This is a genomic window from Terrimonas sp. (genome assembly GCF_003075435.1).
In the GTDB taxonomy this organism is placed as follows: Bacteria; Bacteroidota; Bacteroidia; order Chitinophagales; family Chitinophagaceae; genus Agriterribacter.
In genome coordinates this window covers 66,534-90,926 of the sequence record NZ_QCZJ01000008.1, presented here as the reverse complement: position 1 = coordinate 90,926, position 24,393 = coordinate 66,534, and the positions used below count along the sequence as shown (strand labels likewise).

The 24,393-nt window shown below is 39.4% G+C and carries 24 protein-coding genes; 13 read left to right on the top strand and 11 right to left on the bottom strand.

Going from position 1 to position 24,393, the window contains the following annotated elements:
• Positions 1–77 precede the first annotated feature (77 nt).
• Positions 78–2,078: a conjugal transfer protein MobC gene (mobC, locus tag DC498_RS10850; protein WP_116874172.1), complete on the bottom strand. Its 2,001-nt coding sequence runs from the start codon at positions 2,076–2,078 to the stop codon at positions 78–80.
• Between the two features lie 216 nt (positions 2,079–2,294).
• On the opposite strand from mobC, the gene DC498_RS10845 reads away from it, so the two are divergent.
• A complete protein-coding gene (locus DC498_RS10845; protein WP_116874171.1) occupies positions 2,295–2,852 on the top strand; it encodes a hypothetical protein in 558 nt (185 codons plus the stop codon).
• A 27-nt stretch (positions 2,853–2,879) separates the two neighbouring features.
• On the opposite strand, the gene mobB is transcribed toward DC498_RS10845, so the two are convergent.
• Together mobB and mobA are read right to left on the bottom strand one after the other, a co-directional pair.
• Entirely contained in the window at positions 2,880–4,184 is a 1,305-nt protein-coding gene (gene mobB, locus DC498_RS10840; RefSeq protein WP_116874170.1) for a conjugal transfer protein MobB, read from the bottom strand.
• Complete coding sequence (gene mobA / locus DC498_RS10835) at positions 4,181–4,624, bottom strand: conjugal transfer protein MobA (RefSeq protein WP_116874169.1); 444 nt, start codon at positions 4,622–4,624, stop codon at positions 4,181–4,183. Before mobA ends, mobB begins: the two co-directional genes overlap by 4 nt.
• A 693-nt stretch (positions 4,625–5,317) precedes the next feature.
• Between mobA and DC498_RS10830 the strand changes: the two genes are divergently transcribed.
• The 3 genes from DC498_RS10830 to DC498_RS10820 are packed head-to-tail and all read left to right on the top strand — an operon-like array spanning position 5,318 to position 7,148.
• Positions 5,318–6,085 (top strand): ParA family protein, encoded by a 768-nt coding sequence (locus tag DC498_RS10830; RefSeq protein ID WP_116874168.1) that lies wholly within the window; start codon positions 5,318–5,320, stop codon positions 6,083–6,085.
• A 5-nt stretch (positions 6,086–6,090) separates the two neighbouring features.
• Positions 6,091–6,507: a DUF3408 domain-containing protein gene (locus DC498_RS10825; protein ID WP_116874167.1), complete on the top strand. Its 417-nt coding sequence runs from the start codon at positions 6,091–6,093 to the stop codon at positions 6,505–6,507.
• Between the two features lie 8 nt (positions 6,508–6,515).
• The gene (locus DC498_RS10820) at positions 6,516–7,148 is read left to right on the top strand and encodes a conjugal transfer protein TraD (protein ID WP_116874166.1); all 633 of its coding nucleotides are present in this window, start codon (positions 6,516–6,518) and stop codon (positions 7,146–7,148) included.
• 19 nt (positions 7,149–7,167) lie between these two features.
• Here DC498_RS10820 and DC498_RS10815 read toward each other — a convergent pair whose 3' ends face one another.
• The 4 genes from DC498_RS10815 to DC498_RS10800 all read right to left on the bottom strand — a co-directional run bounded on the left by DC498_RS10815 (position 7,168) and on the right by DC498_RS10800 (position 13,208).
• A complete protein-coding gene (locus DC498_RS10815) occupies positions 7,168–7,980 on the bottom strand; it encodes an endonuclease (protein ID WP_116874165.1) in 813 nt (270 codons plus the stop codon).
• Between the two features lie 83 nt (positions 7,981–8,063).
• Positions 8,064–9,290 carry a Shedu immune nuclease family protein gene (locus tag DC498_RS10810; protein WP_116874164.1) on the bottom strand — a complete coding sequence of 409 codons (1,227 nt, stop codon included), beginning with the start codon at positions 9,288–9,290 and terminating at the stop codon, positions 8,064–8,066.
• A gap of 14 nt (positions 9,291–9,304) precedes the next feature.
• Complete coding sequence (locus DC498_RS10805; protein WP_116874163.1) at positions 9,305–11,359, bottom strand: UvrD-helicase domain-containing protein; 2,055 nt, start codon at positions 11,357–11,359, stop codon at positions 9,305–9,307.
• Entirely contained in the window at positions 11,343–13,208 is a 1,866-nt protein-coding gene (locus DC498_RS10800; protein WP_116874162.1) for an ATP-dependent nuclease, read from the bottom strand. The genes DC498_RS10805 and DC498_RS10800 overlap by 17 nt, the downstream gene beginning before the upstream one ends.
• 183 nt (positions 13,209–13,391) lie before the next feature.
• On the opposite strand from DC498_RS10800, the gene DC498_RS10795 reads away from it, so the two are divergent.
• The 9 genes from DC498_RS10795 (at position 13,392) to traN (ending at position 21,637) form a co-directional block, all read left to right on the top strand.
• Complete coding sequence (locus DC498_RS10795; protein ID WP_116874161.1) at positions 13,392–13,697, top strand: DUF4134 domain-containing protein; 306 nt, start codon at positions 13,392–13,394, stop codon at positions 13,695–13,697.
• 11 nt (positions 13,698–13,708) lie between these two features.
• Complete coding sequence (locus DC498_RS10790; RefSeq protein WP_116874160.1) at positions 13,709–14,041, top strand: DUF4133 domain-containing protein; 333 nt, start codon at positions 13,709–13,711, stop codon at positions 14,039–14,041.
• Positions 14,038–16,545: a TraG family conjugative transposon ATPase gene (locus DC498_RS10785; protein ID WP_116874159.1), complete on the top strand. Its 2,508-nt coding sequence runs from the start codon at positions 14,038–14,040 to the stop codon at positions 16,543–16,545. Before DC498_RS10790 ends, DC498_RS10785 begins: the two co-directional genes overlap by 4 nt.
• Positions 16,546–16,566: 21 nt before the next feature.
• The gene (locus tag DC498_RS10780; protein WP_116874158.1) at positions 16,567–16,782 is read left to right on the top strand and encodes a hypothetical protein; all 216 of its coding nucleotides are present in this window, start codon (positions 16,567–16,569) and stop codon (positions 16,780–16,782) included.
• Between the two features lie 42 nt (positions 16,783–16,824).
• The gene (locus DC498_RS10775; RefSeq protein ID WP_116874157.1) at positions 16,825–17,451 is read left to right on the top strand and encodes a DUF4141 domain-containing protein; all 627 of its coding nucleotides are present in this window, start codon (positions 16,825–16,827) and stop codon (positions 17,449–17,451) included.
• Positions 17,452–17,453: 2 nt separating this feature from the next.
• Entirely contained in the window at positions 17,454–18,446 is a 993-nt protein-coding gene (gene traJ / locus DC498_RS10770) for a conjugative transposon protein TraJ (protein WP_116874156.1), read from the top strand.
• Positions 18,447–18,464: 18 nt separating this feature from the next.
• Positions 18,465–19,088 carry a conjugative transposon protein TraK gene (traK, locus tag DC498_RS10765; RefSeq protein ID WP_116874155.1) on the top strand — a complete coding sequence of 208 codons (624 nt, stop codon included), beginning with the start codon at positions 18,465–18,467 and terminating at the stop codon, positions 19,086–19,088.
• Between the two features lie 194 nt (positions 19,089–19,282).
• Complete coding sequence (gene traM, locus DC498_RS10755; RefSeq protein WP_240627966.1) at positions 19,283–20,716, top strand: conjugative transposon protein TraM; 1,434 nt, start codon at positions 19,283–19,285, stop codon at positions 20,714–20,716.
• A 21-nt stretch (positions 20,717–20,737) separates the two neighbouring features.
• Positions 20,738–21,637, top strand: a complete 900-nt coding sequence (traN, locus tag DC498_RS10750; RefSeq protein ID WP_116874152.1) for a conjugative transposon protein TraN — start codon at positions 20,738–20,740, stop codon at positions 21,635–21,637.
• A gap of 566 nt (positions 21,638–22,203) precedes the next feature.
• Here traN and DC498_RS10745 read toward each other — a convergent pair.
• The 4 genes from DC498_RS10745 to DC498_RS10730 all read right to left on the bottom strand — a co-directional run bounded on the left by DC498_RS10745 (position 22,204) and on the right by DC498_RS10730 (position 24,363).
• On the bottom strand, positions 22,204–22,917 hold the full coding sequence (locus DC498_RS10745; RefSeq protein ID WP_240627964.1) for a JAB domain-containing protein: 714 nt from the start codon (positions 22,915–22,917) through the stop codon (positions 22,204–22,206).
• Positions 22,918–23,015: 98 nt separating this feature from the next.
• A complete protein-coding gene (locus DC498_RS10740; RefSeq protein ID WP_133176826.1) occupies positions 23,016–23,450 on the bottom strand; it encodes a DUF6908 domain-containing protein in 435 nt (144 codons plus the stop codon).
• 10 nt (positions 23,451–23,460) lie between these two features.
• On the bottom strand, positions 23,461–23,940 hold the full coding sequence (locus DC498_RS10735; protein WP_116874150.1) for a J domain-containing protein: 480 nt from the start codon (positions 23,938–23,940) through the stop codon (positions 23,461–23,463).
• 48 nt (positions 23,941–23,988) lie between these two features.
• Positions 23,989–24,363: a single-stranded DNA-binding protein gene (locus tag DC498_RS10730; RefSeq protein ID WP_116874149.1), complete on the bottom strand. Its 375-nt coding sequence runs from the start codon at positions 24,361–24,363 to the stop codon at positions 23,989–23,991.
• Positions 24,364–24,393: the final 30 nt, after the last annotated feature.

Below are 24,393 nucleotides of genomic sequence, written 5' to 3'. Positions count from 1 at the left end.
TGCCTCTATTATTTATCGCAATATAACGATAATATATTTTTACTGCCAAAACAGTTTGTGAAAACTTTTTGCCAGATTTACTTATTGCTTAACAGGTGTTGTAAATCCGGGTCGTTCTTGATCCGTTCCATCTCACTCTCGATAACCAGAACTACATCCTGTTTTATCTTTCTGTAATTGGCTTCAATTTCCTGCTTCATTTTATCTTCCCCTTTTTCATCTGTAAAGGATAAGATTTGCGGTATCTTCTGATAGGCTTTGGTTTCTGCGGCAACCAGGTCATTGTCCACCACAATTTCAGCGTGGAAAATCTTTTGCTCAATGCGCTCATTGAAGTTATCCGATACTGCACCCACGAACATGCCTTGTGTGAGTGTGGATATTTTGGAGGCGGGTATCAGGCTATCCATTTGGGTAGAGATGGAAGTGGATTTATCATTGCGGTTAATGGTCATGCTTTGCCGTTTCTGCAACACTTTACCGAAACGCTCGCTTAGGCTTTTGGCGGTTTCGCCAACTACCTGACCGGAGAAAATATTACCGACTGTATTTTGAATAACCTTGCTTTCCTTGTCGCCATAATCACGGGTTAATTGACTAAAATCCTGGAAGCCCAAGCATACCGCCACCTTATTGCTACGTGCAGTTGCGATAAGGTTATCCAGCCCCCTGAAATAAATCGTGGGCAATTCGTCTATGATAACAGAACTTTTTAATTGCCCTTTCTTGTTGATGAGTTTTACAATGCGGGAATTGTACAAGCCCAATGCTGCGGAGTAAATATTTTGGCGGTCGGGATTGTTGCCTACACAAAGTATTTTCGGCTCTTTGGGATTGTTGATGTCTAATGAAAAATCATCGCCCGTCATTACCCAATAGAGTTGCGGGCTAATCATGCGGGACAAAGGAATTTTTGCCGATGCTATCTGTCCCTGCAATTGGTCTTGTGCGCCTCCCTGCCACGCATCCATGAAGGGTGATAAATAATTTTCCAGTTCAGGGTATGAAGTGAGTATAGTAAATACGTCTGCGTATTTTTTATTCAGCAATTCAACAGCATGAGGAAACGTACAGAACCTGCCGTTATCATAGATTTTAAGAAACCATATTATTGCAGCCAATAAAATAATTGGGCTCTCCACGAAAAAATCCCCTTGTTTCAAAATCCACGACTTGTTAAGATTAAGCATAATGGTATAGGCTGCTTCATAGGCATCCGATATATCCGTCATGAAATCAGGATTAAGCGGGTTGCATCGGTGGCTCCGGCGTGGGTCGTCAAAATTGATAACATAAAACCTCGGCTTTAGCTTATACTTGTCGGTATGCTTCAGTAAATGATTGTAGGCAATGGTGGAAAGGTCATCGAACTTGAAATCGTATATGTACATCGAAAAACCCTTTTCGATGTGTTGTTTGATGTAGTTGTTTACGATGGCATAGCTCTTACCGGAGCCAGGAGTTCCCAACACGATTGAGGCACGAAAAGGGTTGACCACATTCACCCAACCGTTGTTCCATTTGCCTTTGTAATAAAACTTCGTGGGCAGGTTAATGGAGTATTCATTTTGCATCAGTTGGGTTTCCTGCTGGAAACTTTCGTTTTCATTATTGAAAACATCGTCCATCAGGTTGCTGCGGAGTAACCGGCTCATCCATACGCCTGCTACCATTAAAGCGATGTAGCCTAAAGAGGTCGTGAGGATATACAGGAATATGGCAATCTCTGCCGGTAGTTTCAGTAAGGGTGCGTTCAGGAAAAACAGGACAAAACCAATGACTAATGCGGTATTGATTTTTGTCCATGTTATTTTTTCATTCTTTACGCCCTTTGTTCCCAAACAGCTTAACACCAGCAATACCAGCGAAAAGATTTTGGTGTAAATAGTGTTGGAAAAAAGTCCGGCGGTGCGATTAAAATTGGTGAGTATCTTTCCGATAACTTCCAGTGTCCAGCCAAGTTCTGCAAAGAAGCCATAACAGAACCAATAAAAGTGCATCAATACCATGATGATGCTTACGGCTCTCATAAAAGCCATGATTTTGGCTAACCCTCTCAAATCGTCTTCTCCCTGCATAATTCAATAATTGAAGTGATGCAGGTGAATTTCGAGGCTCTGAATAGTGGCTATAAGAATTTGGCAGGTATTGGCGTTGCGTGGCGGTGTTTGGTGTTAAGCGGCTTTAAAGCAGGTTCAGATTTTACAACAGTTTATTTTTATTAAATTTATAAACTTGAAAATCATTTGGAGTATATCATCAATTTGAATAACTGACATTAAAGGGAGGATGATATGAATTTGAATAATCCTGATGCTTATCCGGGAGAAAGTGAAGATGAATATATAGCCCGGAAAAATAAAGAAAGTCAATCTGCCACGGGACTAATTTTTGTGGTCGTGAAGATTTTTGTTTTCGTATTAAAAATAGCTGCCCTTTTCGGCGTGTTCTTTTATGCCGGATTTTTATTGTCGCAAAAATTATGGGGAGGCGAAACCGACAAATTTAAACTTTGGGGGTTCTCCTTATTATTTACCTACCTTATTTTCTGCATTGTCTATTTCCTTAAAGGAACTATTATCGGACTGCGGGCAAAGAACCGGAAGTTATGGATATTGCCGTGGGCAATCTGTGTGTTATTATGCTGTATTGTTCCCTCATTCATAGTAAAATCATTGGTTGCAGGTATGTTCAATCCGGCAGAACGACAGGGTATATTGTGTCTTGGGATTAGTTGGGGGGCTTTTATACTTTTTGCATTATACATCTATGGCATTTATCAGTTCAAAACACCTACTGCTCCGGAGACTTTGTATTGGAGCTATGCCTGGGGATTGAAAGTGTCCTCATAACCGTAAGTGCATAATGAACAGCAAAACTTACTGACCTCTTTTACGTTTTCTTTTCTTCTTCATCTTATTGGCAAATGCCTGTTCCTCGTAATCCTCGCCCTGTACTTCCGGTAGCAAACCTCCTAATCCGTCTATCAATCCTAAATCATCGGTAGCATAACCGGGTTGTGCTGCATTCAGGAAATCGAACAGCTCGTGGGCTTCTTCTTTTTCATCCGCAATGTTCTTACCTGTGGCTGGTATATCTGCGGTATTGGTCTGTTCTGCATTTTGGCGTTGCTCAACCGCCTGCTCTTTCCACCATTCATTAAACACATTGGCAGAAAGATTTTTATCCAAAGCTGAACCGTTCCAAACGGTACGGCTTTCATGGTCTATAAAGGTTATGCCGTAAATGCGCCCCTCATCGGTACGCCGTATAACGGAATTGATGCCTTGTTCAACCAGGTGCTTTTTAAAATCAGTTTCATTGGTGGTAAGGTGCATCGCTGCTTCAATGGCATTTTTTAAAACGGCTCTTGCGGGGTCTGTCTTCATTTTTTCCTTAGCCTCTGCAAAGTGGTTTTGCAATTCATTCAACCCTGCATGTTTGCCAAAGCGGGAAGCCTTAAAAGGATTGCTGGCTTTTTCGCCCTGTTCGTTCAGCGCAAAATATACCATGCCCTGTTTGGGCTGCCCCTGTAGTTCCCCTTTCACTTCTTCTGCTCTAATATTAAACAGCGAAAGCAAAGCATTGTACGCACCGAAACTTTGATACTGATAATACTTTGGAAGGTGTCGCACTACCGATGCCATGTGGCTCTTAACATCCCCTGCTTTATAATCTACCGGACGGAATATTTGCTCATTCCCGGTGCGCTGTTTTTCTTTTGCGGGTATCAGGTTATACTTTTGCTCCAACGCCCTGCAAGCATCCATTGAGCGCAGCTTCTCGAACGTGTCGGGTATCTTTTTGCCGTAACGGTCAACGCAGGTAGAAACAATATGAATATGGGTGCGCTCAATATCGGTGTGCTTGAATACGATATACGGCTGTTCGCCGTAGCCCATTAGCTCCATGTAATCTTTGGCAATCTGCCTAAAGTTCTCATCCGTTACCTTATCGCTGGGGTCGGGATTAAGTGATATATGCAGTACGGGTTTTTCCGTTCTTTTATTTGCTATGAGGTAAGGCTCAAAAGAACGGTAGAACTGTGCCACCGAATAGCTGCCGTCCAGCGTTTCCATTATTCTTTGCGTGGCTAAAACCTGCCCGTTTTCCTTATCTACTTTAAGCTGGTTGTAAGAAAGTGCGCCCATCATATTTGCACCATGACCTATTTTTGCTATCATCTTTCACCACTTTTGTTCAGGTGTTTGGCTTCAAACTCCCTTGTCAGTTCCATAATAGCACGACATATTGTTGCCAGTTCTGCCGTTTGCTTTTCCAGCTTAAACAGATATGCGGCGGCTTTCTTCTCCGAAAAATTGCGGTACAGTATCTTCACCACCTGGTTATAATTAACGCCAACTGCCCTAAACTGACCAAACAAAGTTGTTAGCCGGGTGTAATAATCCATTGCAGCCATATCCACTTTTACCCTTTTAACCGGCTTACTGAATAGTAAGGAGGTAACAAACTGGGCTTTGTTACCTGCTCCCGATGCTTCAAAAAGCGAAAGGAATTTGGCGTTTTCCTCGTCTGTAAGACGAAAAACATAACGGTGGATGCTTGGGTTTTCTTTAGGGTTGCGACCACCTTTGTTATGTTTTTTCTTCTGCTGTTCACTCATCACCAATCCATTTTAAAATTCAACAAAACCCCGACTTCGGAGGGTGTTTTTAAAGCCCCATGCAAGGGCAAGTTGTTTTGAGGCACGGAATGCGTTCCGAGTGCCTCAAAACACAACTTGCTCTGTTCGGGTGAACAGAAAATCCCGCTTGGGCGGGATTAGATATAGCAGAAAAAAACGGCTGCAAGCCGTTCCACCTGTTGCCTGTATCATGTAATGATTTTTCCATTCACCCTTTTGTATTGGAGCCACTACAAAATAAGCGGAGCTTATTCAAAGCATTGCAGTGTGCCACACTGCCAAAGGCTTCCACGAAACGCCAAAGCAGGACAGGTTTAAAATAGCAGGTATCTATCTGCATTCTTTTGTATCAGCATCCGGCATTAACTGGATAGGTATGTATAAACGTAGCTGCATAGCTACCGAAATACATAAGCAGTTAAGCAACGATGTATGCGATTAGGTAAGCAGTCATGCAAATAAGCAGTCAAAAATGTACAGCTACATTTCTCCGCATACGGATATGGTTGCAAGCATAAAACGGCATATATGCTTTTACAAAAATACCTGCCTACAAAAGTCTGTACATAAAAATGTGCAGTTGTGCTTTTGTAGCAATGCACCTGAATAGATAAGCAATTCTAAACAGATAGCGATATATAAACAAATGAATAATTAAATACAGTTATACAAATGGACACTAAGAAACAACCCTTATTTATCGCCTTTTCCTCCCAAAAGGGAGGCGTGGGCAAAAGCACCTTTACCACGCTTGTTGCCAGTCTGCTACATTACAGGCTCGGATATAATGTAGCCGTCTTCGACTGCGATTTTCCACAGCATAGCCTCATGCAAATGAGGGCAAGGGATATGAGCAGCATTATGGGTAATGAGGTGTTTAAGAAAATGGCGCATAAGCAATTTACGAGCATCAACAAGAAAGCCTACCCGGTTATGCAGCACCGGGCAGACGGTGTGCTGAACGAGGTAGCGCAATTCCTGCAATCTTCTCCCGTTGCGGTGGATGTGGTTTTCTTCGACCTGCCGGGAACGGTAAACTCCACAGGGATATTAAAAACGCTGGCGGGGATGCACCACATTTTTACGCCTATCATAGCTGACCGTGTAGTCATGGAAAGCACGTTGATTTTTACGCAGGTATTGAACGATGTTATCCGAAAGCAGGGAACGACCGCTATACAAAGCATCAACCTGTTTTGGAACCAGGTGGACGGCAGAGAGAAATCGGCATTGTACAGCATCTATGAAGATTTAATCAACAGCCTGGGCATACATCTGATGCGCACCAACATTACGGATAGCAAGCGTTTTCGCAAGGAGGGCGAAGCCGATGCAAAAACGGTATTCCGTTCCACCTTGCTACCTGCCGATGAACGGTTAATGAAAGCCTGCCGGCTGGATTTGTTTATGGAAGAATTTTTAAGGACTGTGAAATTGTAAGCCGTATGGAAAAAGAAAATAAAAAGAAAAGCACCCCGGAGATAGACGAAGAATTTTTGATGAACATTATTGCCGATGGTGTGAAAAAGGACGGCTTAAACATACCGCCCGAAGCATCCCAAAAGCAGGAAGAAAAAGAGCAGGAAAAGCCTGTGGGCAGGGAACGAAGCCGTTCCAGAAAAACCAGCGAAGCGGATTATGAAAAGACATTTTTCAAAAGAGCGGAAACCAATGCCCGTAATGGGAAGTCGGTGTACATACGCCCTGATTTTCACGAACGGCTGTCCCGTATTGTACAGGTTATCGGCGAAGACAAGATAACCATATACGCCTATCTCGATAACGTGCTGGAACACCACTTTCATGAGTTTGGCGATGACATCACCAAAAGTTTCAATGATAAGTATAAACCTATTTTATAAGTGCAGCTATGGAAATAATAATTGTTATCTGTTTGCTCATTGTCATTGTTCTTTTACTGAAAGACAAGGTAGTTATTCATAAGCCGGTGCGCAGGCAGGAAAAGCAGGAAAGTAAAACGCCTGACCTGCCGGATATTATAGGGCTGCCTAAGCCCGTGGAACGCCACGCACTGCCAATGAATGCCAGCAAAAGACAAACAGATAAAAGCAAAAACATACCGGATAATTTTGAAACAGAAACCGAAGAAAAGGCTTTGGGGTTAGTCATTCCGCAGGAAGAACTGGATGAAGTTTTCGGGAGTATGCCCGATTTGGAAGACGAAGAAGAAGAATGGAGCGAATACGGGAATGCGGACAGCGACAATGGGTTTGCCACGGGGGTTACCTTTGATGAACTAAGCACCGTGGGGGCATTGTTACAGCAGGATGTGCTGGAACCTGCCTTGCAACAAAAAGCGGTCAATATAGTTCAGCTCATACAAGGAACCGAATTGTTTAGTCTGCTCGAAAACTCAATGGAGGGGGCTTCACGAAAGATTGCAGCGTTGTTGGATAAGAGCCTCCCCGCCGGGACGGATTTCAGTTCTTCCAATTTGCGGAATAAGGATTTGGAGGGTTTCGACATTGGGGAGTTTGTCTGATAAGACAGCTTCCCTTTGTTTATATCGGATTTTCTAAAAACTCTTCAAACGATGAGTAGTTTTTTATTCCTTTAGATTTATTTACTTTCCCCATTATTGTTCCGTCAATGCGACTTTTCAGATACGCTACAAAATCATCAAAATATCGGACATCAATATAATTAATCCCGGAAGCCTTATATCTTTTGGATAACGAAATAGTAAATGCTGCCCAATTAAATTTTTCTCCTTTCTTATTTAATTCAATTTGCTTCCAATCTCCATATCTCTTTTTAAGATAATCAATGTAGTTTTTCTTGGAAAGCTCTTTGCCTAAAGCGCCTTCTGGCAATTCAAGTTTTGGCTTTACTGGTTTAGTCTTCTTTATAAACTTAGGGAAGTACTTCTGCAATAGACCTTCTGACTGCTCAATATGTTTTGTTATAGTGTCCCATCCCCAATAATATAAATGAAATGGCAATTGTTGTTCATTTTTAAGCTGACTTAAATATTCCTGTATTTGGGTATCATCGCGGAATGTTGAAACAAAAACAAACTTATCAAAATCAATTCTTAAATCCTTTACTTTTTCTAAGTCGGCATTTATATCCTGAATTAGATTTTTCCTGATAATCTCATCTTTTTTTCCAATGCTTTTCAACTTACATTGCACTACTGTTTTTGTTTTACTGGAAAAGACATCAATCCCTTTTTGGTTTTGACCTTTCACACCAAATGTCTGAAAGTCTATATTCTCGTATGACGATGTATTTTCTACAAAATTGAACAGGTCGCAGGTAAGCTCCTCAAATAATCTTTCGTCCTTTAAAGGTGGTAATTGATAATTCGCCATTTAAAAAAATCGTTTAAAAATTGTTTTCTATTCAGTATCGTTTCAGTTTGCAATCCAATAAATATTTGATTTGCTATTTAAAATTAAATTTTCCGAATTTGTTCAATTGTAAACTGTAATCGTTCTAATAAATTGTCATAAGTAATAATGTCAACAATATTTTTATACTTTCTTTTAACCACCTCGAAATCATCTTTTTGTCCAGGCGACAAATTGTTTTCTCTCCCCATAATAATTACTCCACTTGGATTTGCTATCTTAATATCAAAACCTTCGGGTAATTGTGTTTTATATTTTGTACTTAAAAATTTCTCTCCTTCTAAACTCCAGCGGTTTAAATAGTAAATGTATTTTTCAATTTGCATAACTGTTCCTGAAAGTTCTCTAAGAGGAATATAATTTTCACGATAAAAACCTTTAGTCATAATGGCATTCTCAAAAGGTTTCTTTATTTCAATAACATCAACATATCCATTGGAATCCACTAAAAGAAAATCAAGCTGTTTATCTCTTATTCCATCTGCCAATTTTGCTTGTATTGGAACTGACTTAAAAGCAAAAATATATTTCGGATAGAGTAACAAAATAATCTGTAAAATTTCTTCCTGCCACTGATGCTCATTATACTGATTTTCGTCTTTTAGCATTTCCTGTAATTTTTCAAGGATTGTCTGATATTTCACGAGTTCAACATTCTGAAAAACTTTAGCTAAATCCGTACCTTGTTTAGATAGCTTTGTATTTAGATGCTTCTGATATATCTTTTCGGCATCCTTGATGCCGTCTAAATAATTCCTTAGCAGGGATGCAATTCGTGCTTCAACATATTTTCTCCTTTCATAAGAAGTTGGGAAATATTTTAAGAGCCTTTCAAATTCCTCAATGGGTACAGCACTTGGATAATCACCACCTAAGTATAAATTGTTTAAGGATATATTCTTGATTACCCTAAAAACTGATACGTCTGAATCAGCGACAAAAAAAATTGTACTTAATGAAACATCCTTGTGTATAAATATATCGAAGTCATCAATGAGTATTCCTTTTTTGACCTTATAATAATCTCCGGTAAGTTTTGCGAATAGAAAGTAAGTGACTTGTTCCGTATCAGGGTCATCAAAATCATCTATTTTAGTTTCCTCGCCAAATTCACTATCATTTAGAATGTCGTCTTCTTCAAAATAAAAAGTCTTTTTAAGCCTCACGTAACCTTTGACTTTAATAGTCTCTCTTACCCAATCAGGTGAGTTTGCAAATTCAGCAATATAGCGTAGAACCAGCGTATCACCTTTTGTAAAAAAATCAATCATACTTCGTTACCTTTTCAAGAAACATTTATTATTTCCCATTCCTCAATGTTAATATCCCGAAGAAATTTATCAAATCTGTCTTTGTGAATAGCAATGCAAAGCAAATCCGTTGGTCGCGAAAAGCCGACATAAGCCATCTTGACGGAACTTTTATGATGAACTTTTGTATCATTAAAACTATTACCCAAAAATTGTGTTGATAATCTTTCAGATTCGTGTTTCCCTTGATAACATGATTCTAAATATAAAGTCGCACAATGCGTTTGCCCTTTCACTGCGTGAACGCTTGTAATTTCAATTTCAAGCTCCTCTTCTCTGTAATGGTTGGTTATTGCTAAAACTTCAGCATTTTCTGGGAGAATTTCAACATTGTCATTATTGATGAAATCTGAACTATTGGAAATTGTTTTGTCAAACATTTCAAGCAAAGTCGGAACGTATGCTTTTATTCCTTCCCAAACTTCGTTTGTTTTTTCTCTGATTATTCCGATTGCCCAATTGTAAAGGTTAAAATTTAATTCGTCATATTTTTTATTGCCTTTTTCAATGTCTTTTTCACGTATAACGTCAATTAGTTTTTTCTTTGTGTAGGGTCTGTCGTCTGTAGTGTTGATGTTTTCCAGTCGTAATATTTTCAAAAAAGCGTTTAATACATTTTTCCGAACAGGTTCTAATGTCTGCCTTTTCTCGTAATATAATAAATAGCTTTTCAGGTTATTATAGTCTTGTTTTGGTTTCCCTTTTTCTTTTTTGAAACCTTTATAAAAATCTTCTAAACGTAGTTTTGTTGCATCGTTGCGACTTGTTTCATCTTCTTTCCAGTCTGTATTCCAACAAACAACTTTAATGTCTTTAAAATCTCTTTTTGATTTCAGCCTGCTATTTTCTTTGTATTTCTTTACTATTTGAGCAAAACAAGGAATGATACTTGCAATCGTTTCAGTTTCAAAAACTAAAATATGTGGTTTTATATCACATTCATTTAACCCTATTATATCAAAATTGGCATCATTATATAAAGCGAATTTTTTTACAACATCTGCAATTGGCTTGCTTAGTCTTTGACTGCCTATTAAGTTTAAAATATTTTCAGGATTTGCTCTTAGTTGCCAAACTTCTACAGTTTTAACAGAATTTGAAGAATGATAAATTGCTTGATTTTTGTCGCCAATTCTTTGAATTATCGAAACGCCGTTGCCGTCATCATAAAAAGTCTTTTCCAGCAAATTATATTGGTGAGTATCCATATCCTGCATTTCATCTACAAAAACATACGCAAAACGTTTTTGTAAAATGTTTTTTATAGCTGTAATCTTGTTCAAGTAAACATCCGCTAAAAAATAAGCGTCATCAAAGTGTAAAATACCCGATTTGAGAATTACTTTTTTGAACTCCAAAAACCAATTATACACGTCTCGCTTTTCTTGCTGCGTATAATCACGATAGTTTTGAGGTCTTGTATTGCCTCTCGGCTTTTTAATTTCTAAAATATCATCGTTTAACTTTTTAACTAATTGGATTTCGTTTGAAAATTGAAACCTAAAATTATAAAACAAAGCCTCATTGTTGTTTTTGATATGAGCAACCTTGTTGTTGACTTCTTGGCTTAAATTAAACCTATGTAGCCAAATTTTATCAAGGCAACTTTTTATCTTTTCGTTGTATATTTCATTGTCTATTCTTATAGGTTTTTTCTTAAACTTTGAAATGTAAAACGGAATAGCCAAGAATTCATCAACAAAACTTTGTATTGTGCCAATAAAATTTGGATAAGAAAAAAGTTTGGGGCAATGCTTCTGAATTTTTTCTTTTATTTCGTCAACGGCTGCATTAGTATGAGATATAACAAGAACTCCTGACCCATCGGGAAATGGCAGTTTCCGTTCTATAATAAGCAACTTTGCTAACAAAGCTGTTGTTTTCCCACTGCCTGGAACGGCTTGTAAATCTATTGTACTAAGATTGCGGATAAATGCTTTTCGTTCATCGTCAAATTCTTTTCCGTCAGATAAAAGTATTTTTTCTGCATAGCGAATATCATCATCCGATATGTTAATTTCCTGTGGCATATTTAATCGCTTTTACAAGATAACTAACCGTATCGTCTTCGTCTTCTGAAATTGTAATTGTTTTAGCTTCAATTTCTTTCTTTCCGAACTTCTCTAAATCTTCATCAATAGCATTTGCTATTTCATAAGCAATTTTTGTTTTCTCAAAATTTTTATTGATTAGTTTTTTAGCAAGCTCTTTTTCAAAGTCATTATCCCAAGGGCTATCAGAATGGATTTTTTTTGTCGCAGTCTGAAACACCCTTGTTAAACTCGGCGATTTGAACAACGAATATTCCAACGTCCAATTTAGTGCAGGAAAGTATTTTACATTTTGTTTCCCTTGCTCGCTTATCTTTTTAATCGCATCCCCTGATTCATTCTTAATAGTTTCTTCATCAATTTTTATAAATTCATATTGATTTTTACCCTTTACATCTTTTACTGGTTTACCATCATTATCTAATTGCAGTTGTTTCTCGTATTCTCTAATATCAGAATCTGTAATTATTGCAACAGGAATTATCATATTTGGTTCTGCCTTTCGCAGATAAATTTTTGCATAATGGTCAAAACCCGTGTGTCCGATATTTACAACCGAAACACCCTTTTCTGTCAGATTAATTCCAATAGCTTTTGCAATGCTCGGAATAAGAATTTCTTCCGCCCAACCCTCGACTAAAATCACACCTTTGGCAAAAAATAAATTTGATTTCGTAGTATCAAGAAATTTTTCTAAAAACTTGTAGTTGTCTTTGCCTAATTGCGTATATGCTTCTCCCATTGGGAAGGCATTTCCATTGTTACAAATAATCAGGTTTTCTAATTTTAACTTAGAGGCTAAATTTGGACTATGCGTTGTGAGGATAAGTTGAATAGCATCTTGTTTTTGAAAAGTCTCGATTACCTGCATTTGTGCTTGAGGATGAAGATGCGCTTCCAACTCTTCCACAAGTCCTAAACGTAAACCACTCCAATTTTCCTTGCTCAAATGAAGCAGTTCTGCTGCCATAAATAATCTGTTTAAGGTTCCTAAACCTGGATATAGTTCATTTTTCAGAAGTAAAGTAAGTTTTTCAAGAATGCTTTTTATATCATTAGATGAAGCATGAAATTGCGTCTCATAATCATTGCCGTAAAATTCTTTAATATAACCGTCTATTTTATCTTTGATTTGCTTTCCTTCTTTTGGCTTATGTATATGCACTTCCCCAGATTCATTAGGTATTTTAATTTCAAATTCTCCATCAAAATATTTTTTTAGTTCTTCGCTAAGACTGCAAAATATCTGCACAAGTTCATGATTTCTTTCCCTCCCTTTAAATGCCTTATCACCCAAAAGAATTTGTGATAGCCTTGAATTTCTTTTAGCAACTAATTCATTTTCTGCATCTCTTAAGGGTTTTAGGTAAGTGGTCTTTAAATATTCTCTTGCTTCAGCCGTTAAAAGGTATCCATCATCATCAGCACCAGCTTTTACATCTGCAGGTAATATTTTCTCTCCTTGCCTCCTTACATCATAATTTAATTTTAAAAAGGGCTTTGCGTTTTCTCTATTTCCTGTCCAACCCAACCATTCTGTGAAGTTTTTGGCTTCATCAGGTATTAAGTTTTCAAAAATCAATTCTATTCTAAAGCGACTTGTAGTACTATAAAAATCTTTATCCTCAACTCTGATATAATCATAGCTATGAGTTTTAAGTACAAGTTTAACAGCATCAATAATAGCTGTTTTGCCAGAATCGTTTTCGCCAATAATTACATTCAAACCGTTAGAGAGGTTTAAATTCAAATTCGGATTTTCAAGGTCTATTTCCCTCTCTGAACCGAATTTTCTAAAATTCCAAAGTTTTATGTTAGATAGATACACCGATAATAATTTAACAAGGGTTTACACAGCCCTCTAAGATATAAATTAATTCCCTTAGCAGCCACTAACTGCCAAGTAATTCCACCGAAAGACACATCACTATCACGCCTTGTTTTCCATAACATTTTTGTTGCCAAGCCCGCAGGAAGCGGGAAATCAGTAACAAAATAATTCAGATTAATTATGGAAAGACAAAGCAAAAAAGTGTTGCTGACAGGCGTTGCGTTGCTGTCAGCTTATGGTGTATTTGCCCAGGGCAATGGAGGTGCGGGCATCAACGAAGCAACGCAGATGGTAACCTCTTATTTCGACCCTGCAACCAAATTAATTTACGCCATCGGAGCGGTGGTTGGGCTTATCGGAGGCGTAAAGGTGTACAACAAATTCAGCAGTGGCGACCCTGACACATCCAAAACGGCGGCAAGCTGGTTTGGTGCATGTATCTTCTTAATTGTTGCAGCTACCATCCTGCGCTCATTCTTCCTTTAATCCGATGCCCTATGAGTAATTACAACATCAATAAAGGCATTGGAAGAACGGTTGAGTTCAAAGGGCTGAAAGCCCAATACCTGTTCATCTTCGCAGGCGGCTTGCTCGGCGTGCTTATCCTCGTAATGGTACTGTACATGGCAGGCGCAAACTCCTACATCTGCCTGTTCATCGGGGCTGGCGGTGCATCGCTCATCGTCTGGAAAACATTCTCACTCAACGGCAGGTACGGCGAACACGGCTTAATGAAGCTGGGCGCAAAGAAAAGGCACCCGAAATACATCATCTGCCGCAAGGCTGTACACCGCTATATGAAGTTCACTCCTAAACCCGATGCCCTATGAGAAACACGGGAAAAGCCACAACGCTGGAAAGCAGGTTTCCATTACTGGCGGTGGAACACAACTGTATCATCTCAAAAGATGCAGACATCACGGCTTGCTTTCGTGTACACCTGCCGGAACTGTTTACGGTAGCCTCTGCGGAGTACGATGCCATCCATTCAGCATGGCACAAGGCTATTAAGACGTTACCGGATTATTCCATTATCCACAAACAGGATTGGTACATTAAGGAAAGCTATGCGCCCGATATTGCGCAGTACGGATTAAGTTTTTTGGCGAAGTCCTACCAGCAGCATTTTAACGAACGTCCTTTTTTAAACCACTACTGTTACCTGTTCCTTACAAAGACCACAAAGGAACGGATGCGGATGCAAAGCAACTTTAGTTCGCTTTGCAAAGGCGTTCTTATCCCGAAAGAAATAAGGGATAAAGAAGCCGTTCGCCGTTTCATGGAAGCGGTAGCGCAGTTTGAGCGCATTATTAATGATAGCGGCTTTATCAAACTGGAACGGCTGACCGAAGACGACATTATCGGCGCAAGCGATAAACAGGGATTGCTGGAACAATACCTTACCCTGTCAAGGGAAGCGGGAACCGCTATGCAGGACATCGCTTTGGGAAGCGAAGATGTGCGTATCGGCAACAAAAGGCTGTGCCTGCACACCTTGTCCGATACGGACGATTTGCCCGGAACAGTATCGGCAAATACCCGTTACGAAAAGCTATCCACTGATAGAAGCGATTGCCTTTTGTCTTTCGCTGCCCCGGTAGGTTTGCTGCTAAGCTGCAACCACATATACAACCAGTATTTGTTTTTGGATAACAGTGATGAGAACCTGCGCAAGTTTGAAAAGTCCGCAAGGAATATGCACTCGCTGGCAAGGTACAGCCGGGCAAACCAAATCAATAAAGAGTGGATAGAAAAGTACCTGAATGAAGCGCATTCATTTGGCTTGTCTTCCATCCGGGCGCACTTCAACGTAATGGCATGGTCGGATGATCCGAACGAACTAAAGAAGATAAAGAATGATACGGGTAGTGCATTGGCTTTAATGGAATGTAAGACACGACACAATACCATTGACGTTGCTGCGCTGTATTGGGCGGCAATGCCGGGCAATGCAGGCGACTTTCCGAGTGAGGAAAGTTTTTACACTTTCATTGAGCCTGCGTTGTGTTTCTTCACCGAAGAAACCAACTACCAGAGTTCGCCCTCACCGTTCGGTATCAAGATGGCAGACCGATTGACGGGGAAACCTATTCACCTGGATATATCGGACTTGCCGATGAAGCGGGGCATCATCACGAACCGGAACAAGTTCATACTTGGTCCGTCAGGTTCGGGGAAATCTTTCTTCACAAACCACATGGTGCGGCAATATTACGAACAGGGCGCACACGTCCTGCTCGTGGACACGGGTAATTCCTATCAGGGTTTATGCGAACTGATTAAAGGAAAAACCAAAGGCGAAGACGGCGTTTATTTCACTTATACCGAAGACAACCCGATTGCGTTCAATCCTTTTTATACCGATGATGGTGTATTCGACATTGAAAAAAGGGAAAGCATCAAAACGCTCATCCTTACGCTGTGGAAACGGGATGACGAACCGCCGAAACGTTCGGAAGAAGTTGCGCTCTCCAATGCTGTGAGCGGCTACATAGACCGCATTAAGCAAGACGATGAATATCCCTCTTTCAACGGCTTCTATGAGTATGTGAAAGGCGATTACAAAATGGTGCTGGAAGAAAAACAGGTAAGGGAAAAAGATTTTGACCTCGCCAATTTTCTGAACGTGCTGGAACCTTACTACAAGGGCGGCGAATACGATTACCTGCTGAACTCTAATAAGCAACTCGACCTGCTTTCCAAACGCTTTATCGTGTTTGAAATTGATGCGATAAAAGACCACAAAATTTTATTCCCCATAGTGACCATCATTATTATGGAGGTCTTCATCAATAAGATGCGCAGGCTGAAAGGCGTGCGTAAGCTGATATTGATTGAAGAAGCGTGGAAAGCGATAGCGAAAGAGGGCATGGCAGAATACATCAAGTATTTGTTTAAGACCGTCCGAAAATTTTTTGGTGAAGCCATCGTGGTTACGCAGGAAGTGGACGACATCATTCAATCCCCGATAGTCAAAGAAAGTATCATTAACAACAGCGACTGTAAGATACTGCTAGACCAGCGCAAGTACATGAATAAGTTCGATGACATTCAAGCAATGCTCGGACTGACGGACAAGGAAAAGGCGCAGGTACTTTCCATCAATATGAACAACGACCCGTCAAGGCTTTACAAAGAAGTATGGATAGGCTTGGGCGGTACGCATTCAGCCGTATATGCCACGGAGGTATCGCTCGAAGAATACTTGGCCTACACCACGGAAGAAACTGAAAAGCTGGAAGTGATGCAACTGGCGTCCGAACTGGACGGCAATGTAGAACAAGCCATTAAACGCATCGCCCTCCAAAGGCGTGAAAAGGCAAGCAATTATTAATCATTTTAAAAATCAAATCAGTTGGAAAAGGAAAAGATAACGCTGGCTATTGGAAGTGACAAAGCGCTAGTATTTGAAGCTGATCCTGGTAGTAAGTCTGATATGGATTTTGCGAAACTCTGCCAGAAAGTTGCAACTAAGAAGCCGCAAAGCTTACAGGAATTTTTTATCCTGCTTAATGAAGTCCAGCAGAAACTGCCCTCGGAAATCTATAGGAAAAGGGGCAGGAAAATCTAAAGCAATAATTATTAATCAAATAATCATCAAAAATGTAAAGCAATGAAAAAAGCAATAGTAGCAATGTATGTAATGCTGTTAGTATCTGTATCTGCAAACGCACAATTTATTGTAACAGATCCGGGTAATCTCATCTCTGGTATACTTAACAGCGCCAACGAAATCGTCCAAACTTCTTCCACTGTATCTAATGTGATCAAAAATTTTAAGGAGGTGGAAAAAGTGTATAAACAGGGTAAGGAGTATTATGATAAACTTAAGGCCGTCAACGACCTGGTAAAAGATGCGCGAAAAGTGCAGCAAACGGTGCTCTTGGTGGGTGAGGCTGCCGATTTATATGTTACCAGTTTTAAGAAGATGATGAATGATCCCAATTTCACAGCACAGGAGCTATCTGCTATCGCCAATGGCTACGCCATACTGCTCAATGAAAGCACAGCCCTACTCAAAGAACTTAAGCAGATCATTTCTTCTTCCAGCCTCTCCCTTAACGACAAGGAGCGAATGGATGTTATTGACAAAGTGTATCAAGAGGTAAAAGACTATTACAATCTGGTTCGCTACTACACCAATAAGAACATTTCAGTCAGCTACCTGAGGGCTAAAAAACAGGACAATGCTAAAAGAGTGATCGATCTCTATGGAACTGCTGAACAAAAATACTGGTAGCTATGAACTTCAATAATCTTCATGAACTATTGCGCTCATTGTATGATGAAATGCTGCCGCTATCGGCGGATATGGCGGCAATAGCTAAGGGACTTGCCGGGCTTGGTGCTTTGTTTTATGTGGCGTTAAAAGTCTGGCAGGCACTCAGTCGGGCTGAGCCAATTGATATATTTCCTTTACTGCGACCTTTTGCGTTAGGTCTTTGCATTATGTTTTTCCCATCAATAGTACTCGGTAGTCTGAATGCTATTCTTAGCCCGGTAGTGAAAGGCACACATGCTATACTAGAAAGCCAGGTGCTTGATCTGAACAAATTACAGCAGCAAAAGGATCAGTTGGATCGGGAAGCTATTCTTCGTAACCCTGAAACGGCTTATCTCGTAAGCGATGAAGCGTTTGATAAAAAATTAGAGGAGCTAGGTTGGTCACCATCTGATCTCGCCACTATGACGGGAATGTATATTGACCGGCAAGCCTATAAAATGGAAAAAGCAATAAAGGACTGGTTTCGTGATCTGTTGGAAATTCTTTTTCAGGCAGCGGCACTGGTAATAGATACGATACGAACATTTTTTTTAATTGTACTATCTATACTTGGTCCTATTGCATTTGCTATCTCTGTATGGGATGGATTTCAGTCCACATTAACGCAATGGCTTACCAGGTATATCAGTGTTTATCTATGGCTTCCGGTGGCTGATCTGTTCAGCTCTATGCTGGCTAAGATACAGTCGCTTATCGTTCAAAAAGATATAGATGGCTTATCTGATCCAAATTTTATTCCTGATTCATCCAGCACGGTGTACATCATATTTATGATTATAGGCATTGTAGGGTATTTCACTATTCCCACTGTAACAGGCTGGATCATACAGGCCGGCGGAGCAGGAAATTTTACCCGTAATGTGAACCAGACAGCCATGAAAACAGGAAATATAGCAGGAGCAGGTACCGGATCCGCCACCGGCAATATCGCTGGCAGACTATTGAAATAACAACTCAATTATTAACAAATGGAATTTAAAACACTAAGAAATGTTGAAAACAGCTTTAAGCAAATCAGATTATATGCTATAGTCTTTGCCATATTGTGCATTCTCGTCACGAGTTACGCTGTTTGGCAGTCTTATCACTTTGCAGAATTGCAACGTCAGAAAGTATATGTGATGGACAATGGCAAATCACTTATAGTAGCACTTTCACAGGACGCATCTATAAATCGTCCTGTGGAAGCAAGAGAGCATGTAAGGCGCTTTCATGAACTGTTCTTCACGCTGGCGCCGGATAAGAATGCTATTGAAGGTAATATGCAACGAGCTTTTAATCTCGCCGACAAATCAGTATTTGATTACTATAAAGACCTGTCAGAAAAGGGATATTATAACCGTATTATATCGGGCAATGTGCAGCAACGTATTGAAGTGGATAGTGTTGTTTGCAATTTTGATCACTATCCATACGCTACTACCACTTATGCAAAGCAATTTATTATTCGATCCAGCAATATTACGAAGCGCGGCCTCATAACATCTTGTTATCTCGTTAATTCGGTTCGTTCTGACAGAAACCCGCAGGGATTTAATATTGAAAAGTTTAGGGTGATACAGAATAAGGATGAGGAAGTAATAGAACGATAAAATAAGTAAAGTGAAAGCAACAAAAAGAAAGCTGAGTATATGGTTGAATAAATTGGGGCATCGTTGGAAGGGATTAGCGCTGGAAAAGCAGCAAAAATACATATTGCTATTATTTGCGGTATACCTATTGATTTATGTAACTGTTTTATCAAAAGTATGGTATAGTGTACTGCATCCCGGTGAACGGATGAATATTGAACATATGGAGAATCCCATCTTGCTCCTCCGAAATCCAGAAATTAATTCAACTGATTCTATTTCAAAAATCTTTAAAGGTAAAGTGTATGAACGTAAATAGCAATAAAGAACTAACCCTGTTGACTCAAGAAAGTGAACAGCAGAAAAAGGAAGAAAACTTGAATGATAGCTTGCAAGGCAGGTTTGAGCTACTAAAGAAACCCATCATATTTACCTTGATGGCTGTAGTGTTTGCAGGTTGTATTTACCTGATCTTTAAACCATCAGATGGTAAGAAAACAGTAGAGGATGTAGGGCTTAATGATGCAGTGCCAGAGGCAACAGATGCAGGATTGCAATCCGACAAACAAAAAGCTTATGAACAGGCAAAAATGGAGCAAAAGAACGAGGAAAAGCAAAGCACTCTTGCTTCTTTATCAGATTACTGGAATGAAGATACTGTAAAAGTGAAAGAAGGCTATATCTCCGGGGATGAAATAGATGAAAGTGTATCTACAGATATGTATAATCACAATAAAGAGAATGTCGTTTTGAACAGCTACAAAAATACCCAAGATGCGTTGAATACTTTCTACCAGGATGATCATACGGAAACCAAAGAACTGCGCAAGGAAATAGAAGAACTCAAGCAGCAACTTTCAGATAAAAAGGAGTATTCTCCCCAAGGTAATATAGACAATCAGTTGGCGCTTATGGAAAAGTCTTACCAAATGGCAGCCAAATATCTCCCATCGGGTACGAGCAGTACAGAACAGCCAAAAATATTGAAGGATGAAACACCTACTCCCGTCACAGTTAAAGAAAGCTTTTCCGCATTTAATCCTACCAAAAAGAATGTTGTTTCAGCGCTTTATCAAGAGCTAGAGGATAGCGTTTTTGTAGTAAGTATTATGGAAAACAGAAACAGAAATTTTTATACTGCTGTTATGCATGGTGTACAGCAGGATGTCACTCAGCCCCGAAACAGTATACGGGCAGTTGTGCAAGAAACTTCTGTAGTTACTGGCGAAGGCATAGTTAAATTAAGACTACTGGAGTCGGGTATCATATCTAAACAAACTATACCGGTAGGAACTGTATTTACAGCAAATGCAAGATTTCAAAACGGACGCATAGAACTCAAAGTATCTTCCATTGAAATGGAGGGTAATATTATGCTTGTTGATATATCCGCATACGATCTTAATGGGCAGCCGGGTTTATTTGTGCCATATTCTTCCGAAAGGCTTGCACTCAAAGACGTAGCATCCAATATGGGGCAGACCACAGGTACAAGCCTCATGATGACACAATCGGCTGGACAACAGGTCGCGGGTGATCTGAGTCGTGGTTTTATACAGGGTGTATCAGGTTATTTATCAAAAAAAATAAAAACAGAAAAAGTGACCTTAAAAGCGGGAATAGAGGTACTGCTTGTATCTAAAAAATAATTATCAAAAACTATTAGAAATATGAAACCAATTATCAAAGTAATTATGATACTGACCTTGCTTATTGGTCTGTACTTTTTATCAAAAGCACAAACAGTTTCACATGTCACCAAGTTAGAACTTGGTAAGGTGGAATCTTACCAAATGGAAGTGACTTATAACAAAACTTCTCACCTTATTTTTCCTGCAGTTATCCGGTATGTGGATCTGGGTAGCGAGCTTCTTATCGCAGGAAAGGCTGAAGGCGCAGAAAATGTATTACGTATAAAGGCTTCTAAGAAAGATTTTACAGAAGAAACCAATTTTTCCGTTATCACTGATGATGGAAGGTTTTACAATTTCAATGTTGTATTTAATCCAAGTCCATCAATATTAAATTATGGCTTATTGCGGATGCAAAAAAAATCTGTTGGAGAAAATGACAATGATGTTTTGTTTGAAGAATTAGGCAACAATGCTCCTTCACTAACAGGATTAATCATGCAAAGAATCTACAAAAAGAACAAGAGGCTAATCAGGCATATCAGTGCTGATGCCTTTGGAATCCGCTTCCAGCTAAAAGGAATCTACATTCATAACGGGTTGCTCTACTTTCATACCGACTTGAAAAACTGTAGTAACATCCCATTCAATGTTGATTTTATAACATTCAAGGTGGTTGATAGGAAATTAGGAAAACGTACAGTAATTCAGGAGAAGTCTCTAATTCCTTTACGTATGTATAAATTAGCTGATAAGATTGCAGACAACAGCGCAGATCAAAATATTTTTCTGATGGATCAATTTACGCTTGCAAACGACAAGATACTTGTAATTGAAGTTTTTGAAAAGAATGGTGGAAGAAAGCAAATCTTGAAGGTTAAAAACTCGGATTTGATTAAAGCCAGGCCGATTAAAGATATGTTTTTGAGTTTCGACTAAACACAAGGTAGCTTGATATGGCAAATACTTATGAATACACCTATTTTAACACCAAGCTTTGTTTTGAACTAATAATATAATGACGGTAAAGAAATGACCAGGTACAGTGTTACGGAAATGAGTTTAAAAGAATGGAGCCATTCATCTACTGGGGTTTGGAGCAGAGCGAAAATTTGCTTTAATACAAAGAAAATATAGGGATTGTAGCACCATTATTTGATACGGAAGCCTTTTCAGAATTAAAGATACCACACAAATGTTTTGGCTGAATAGACTGTCTCAAAAAAAAGATAAGTACGTCAAAAGCTAATTTAACAGTCATAACATAACAAATTAGGGAAATCTAACGATCAAAATTTCGAGTACAATTAAATTCCTTTTTACTTTCAAATCTATACCATTGTAAGTTGATGTTTCATTTCAATGTTTTCCAAATACTTGGATCAATTCTATATTTTTCATTAGTATTCAATTGTTCAATTGGAATTATTTCTATAAGCTGATCTTGATTTTACCTGATGGCATATTGCCATCAGGTATCTAATAATCAATTGCATAAAAAAGGGTTACAACAACCCCTCATCTGCAAATGACAGATACCCTTCTCTCGACAGTATAATATGATCGAGGATGTTTATATCCAAGAACCTTCCTGCCGCAACTATTTTTTCAGTAAGTCTAATATCTGCCTTGCTGGGAGCAAGGTTTCCTGACGGATGGCAGTGACAGAGTAAAATTCCGCAAGCGTTTGCTTTTAAAGCTGCAACGAAAATCAACTTGGGGTCTGCAATCGTTCCACTTACTCCGCCTGTGGACACTTCATAGATTCCCAGCACTTGGTTTGCTCTGTTGAGTAATGCGACTTTAAATTGTTCTACAAAGTCCAGCTTATTATCGTCCCATTGATTGATAAAAAGCTGATAGCAGTCTCTGGAAGATCTGATAGCGGGACGTTCGGATGCTTTTACTTTTGATTTGTAGATTAGTTCCACTTCAGATGCTACTGTCCAGGCAGGTGTGTTAGTCTGTTCCATAATTTCAAGATTTAAAAGTTTAAAAAAATTATGGAAGTACCACCCGGTTGTGGCAGCTACCGGGACAAGCGAGGAACGGAATACATGTTGGGCTTGTGGAAAGGTTCTGTGTTTATGCCGGAAATTCCTTGTCCGGTACAGCCAGCCATCAACCGATCTTTTGGAATAATAGATGCAATAACTTTTAAAAAATATAAATGCCAACCTCCGGTTACCTTCCGGCTTCAGCGTTTTTCTTTTGTTCACTTTTCTTTTTGTGGCGTTTGTAAAAAGAAAAGTGCGCCGGGTGCACGAAAACCGGAACAATGCGTTGTTATTGTCCGGCTCGTGTAACGTCTATAAGGCTATTTTAAAAATCCCTGTTGACTGATATTCTTTAACCATTGATTGGCAAATTGGCAATGTCCACTTTGCCAAACTTTAATATAGCTGGTAAGTTTGCCGCTATCAATACGAATACTTTCTTCATATAAGCCCAAATTATCCTGTTGGTACATTTGCGCATAAATACCAATAAAATCAAAATCTGTTTCTTCTTTCCGGTTATCTACTACCAAAAAACACATTTCAGGGTCTCTCATTAAATCTCCGTTTTGCTCATAGTAATGGCATAGACTGTATAACGTGCCTTTACCGTAGGGTGTTTGTATATCCTCGTCTAATCTTTCCATAGTAAGCGGCATAAATTCGGAGGCCTGTAATTTCATGTGTTGCTGTCCGTTCAGTTTGTGCAACAAACGACAAAATATTTTTGTGCTGTATTGATTTAGTTTTTGCATAATCGTTGTTTTAATGCTGTTCAATTGATTTGTTTTTAAATCCGGTGCGGATGGTTTCAGAGCCGTAGCGTTTACGGATTTCTTCCAGTGGTGCATTATTGCCACTTGTTTTAAAGGCTTCATTTCGGTAATACCAGGCTATCTTTTTGGAAGCATAAAACAATCCGGCTGCTTTCAATGTATCCTTAACGGGGCGGGTATTGCCTGTAACCCATATCCAGTTACCGACTACCTCAATGACAATACCGGGTAGGTTGATAATCTTTTCAATTACCTGCCGGTATTCTTCGGAAAGCTTTATTTCTGTATCGGCTTCTTCATCCGATAACCCGGCACCCTTTGCCAGTCGTGCACATGCAAAAGCATATTCTGTATTAATCACCTGCATGGTAGCCGTATCTCCGCCCCGGTCGGGATGGTGTTCCATCGCCAATTTTTTGTACAGGCTTTTTACTTCTATGATGGTTGTACAGTTTTTAAAATATTGCATAGTAACCGCTCCTTTGTTTATGCTCCCGGAGCGGTAAAGGAAATTAGTTTAAAAGGGTAAATCTTCTTTTGTTGCTTCGGGTTGTGCTGCTTCTTTGGGAGTTGGGTTTGAATATTTCCCGCCATGTAGTTTGATACTGTTTACATGAAAGGTTAATCCGGCTTTGGCTTCTCCTTCGGTGTTTGTCCATGCATTTACCCCTATGCGGCCATATAGCTCTACCAATGTTCCTTTGGTGAGGTGTGGCACAATACCGGGATTAATCCAGTAACCACAGTTTACAAACTGCGTTACCTTAACAGGTGTTTCAACTCCTTTGGCTTTGTAACTGTCGTTAATGGCTACTGTAAAATTTACCACGGTGCGACCGTCTTTAAGTGTGTTTGCTTTTGCGTCTGCTGTTACTCTTCCGATGATTTCCATAACTGTAAATTTTAAATATGAATGATTGAT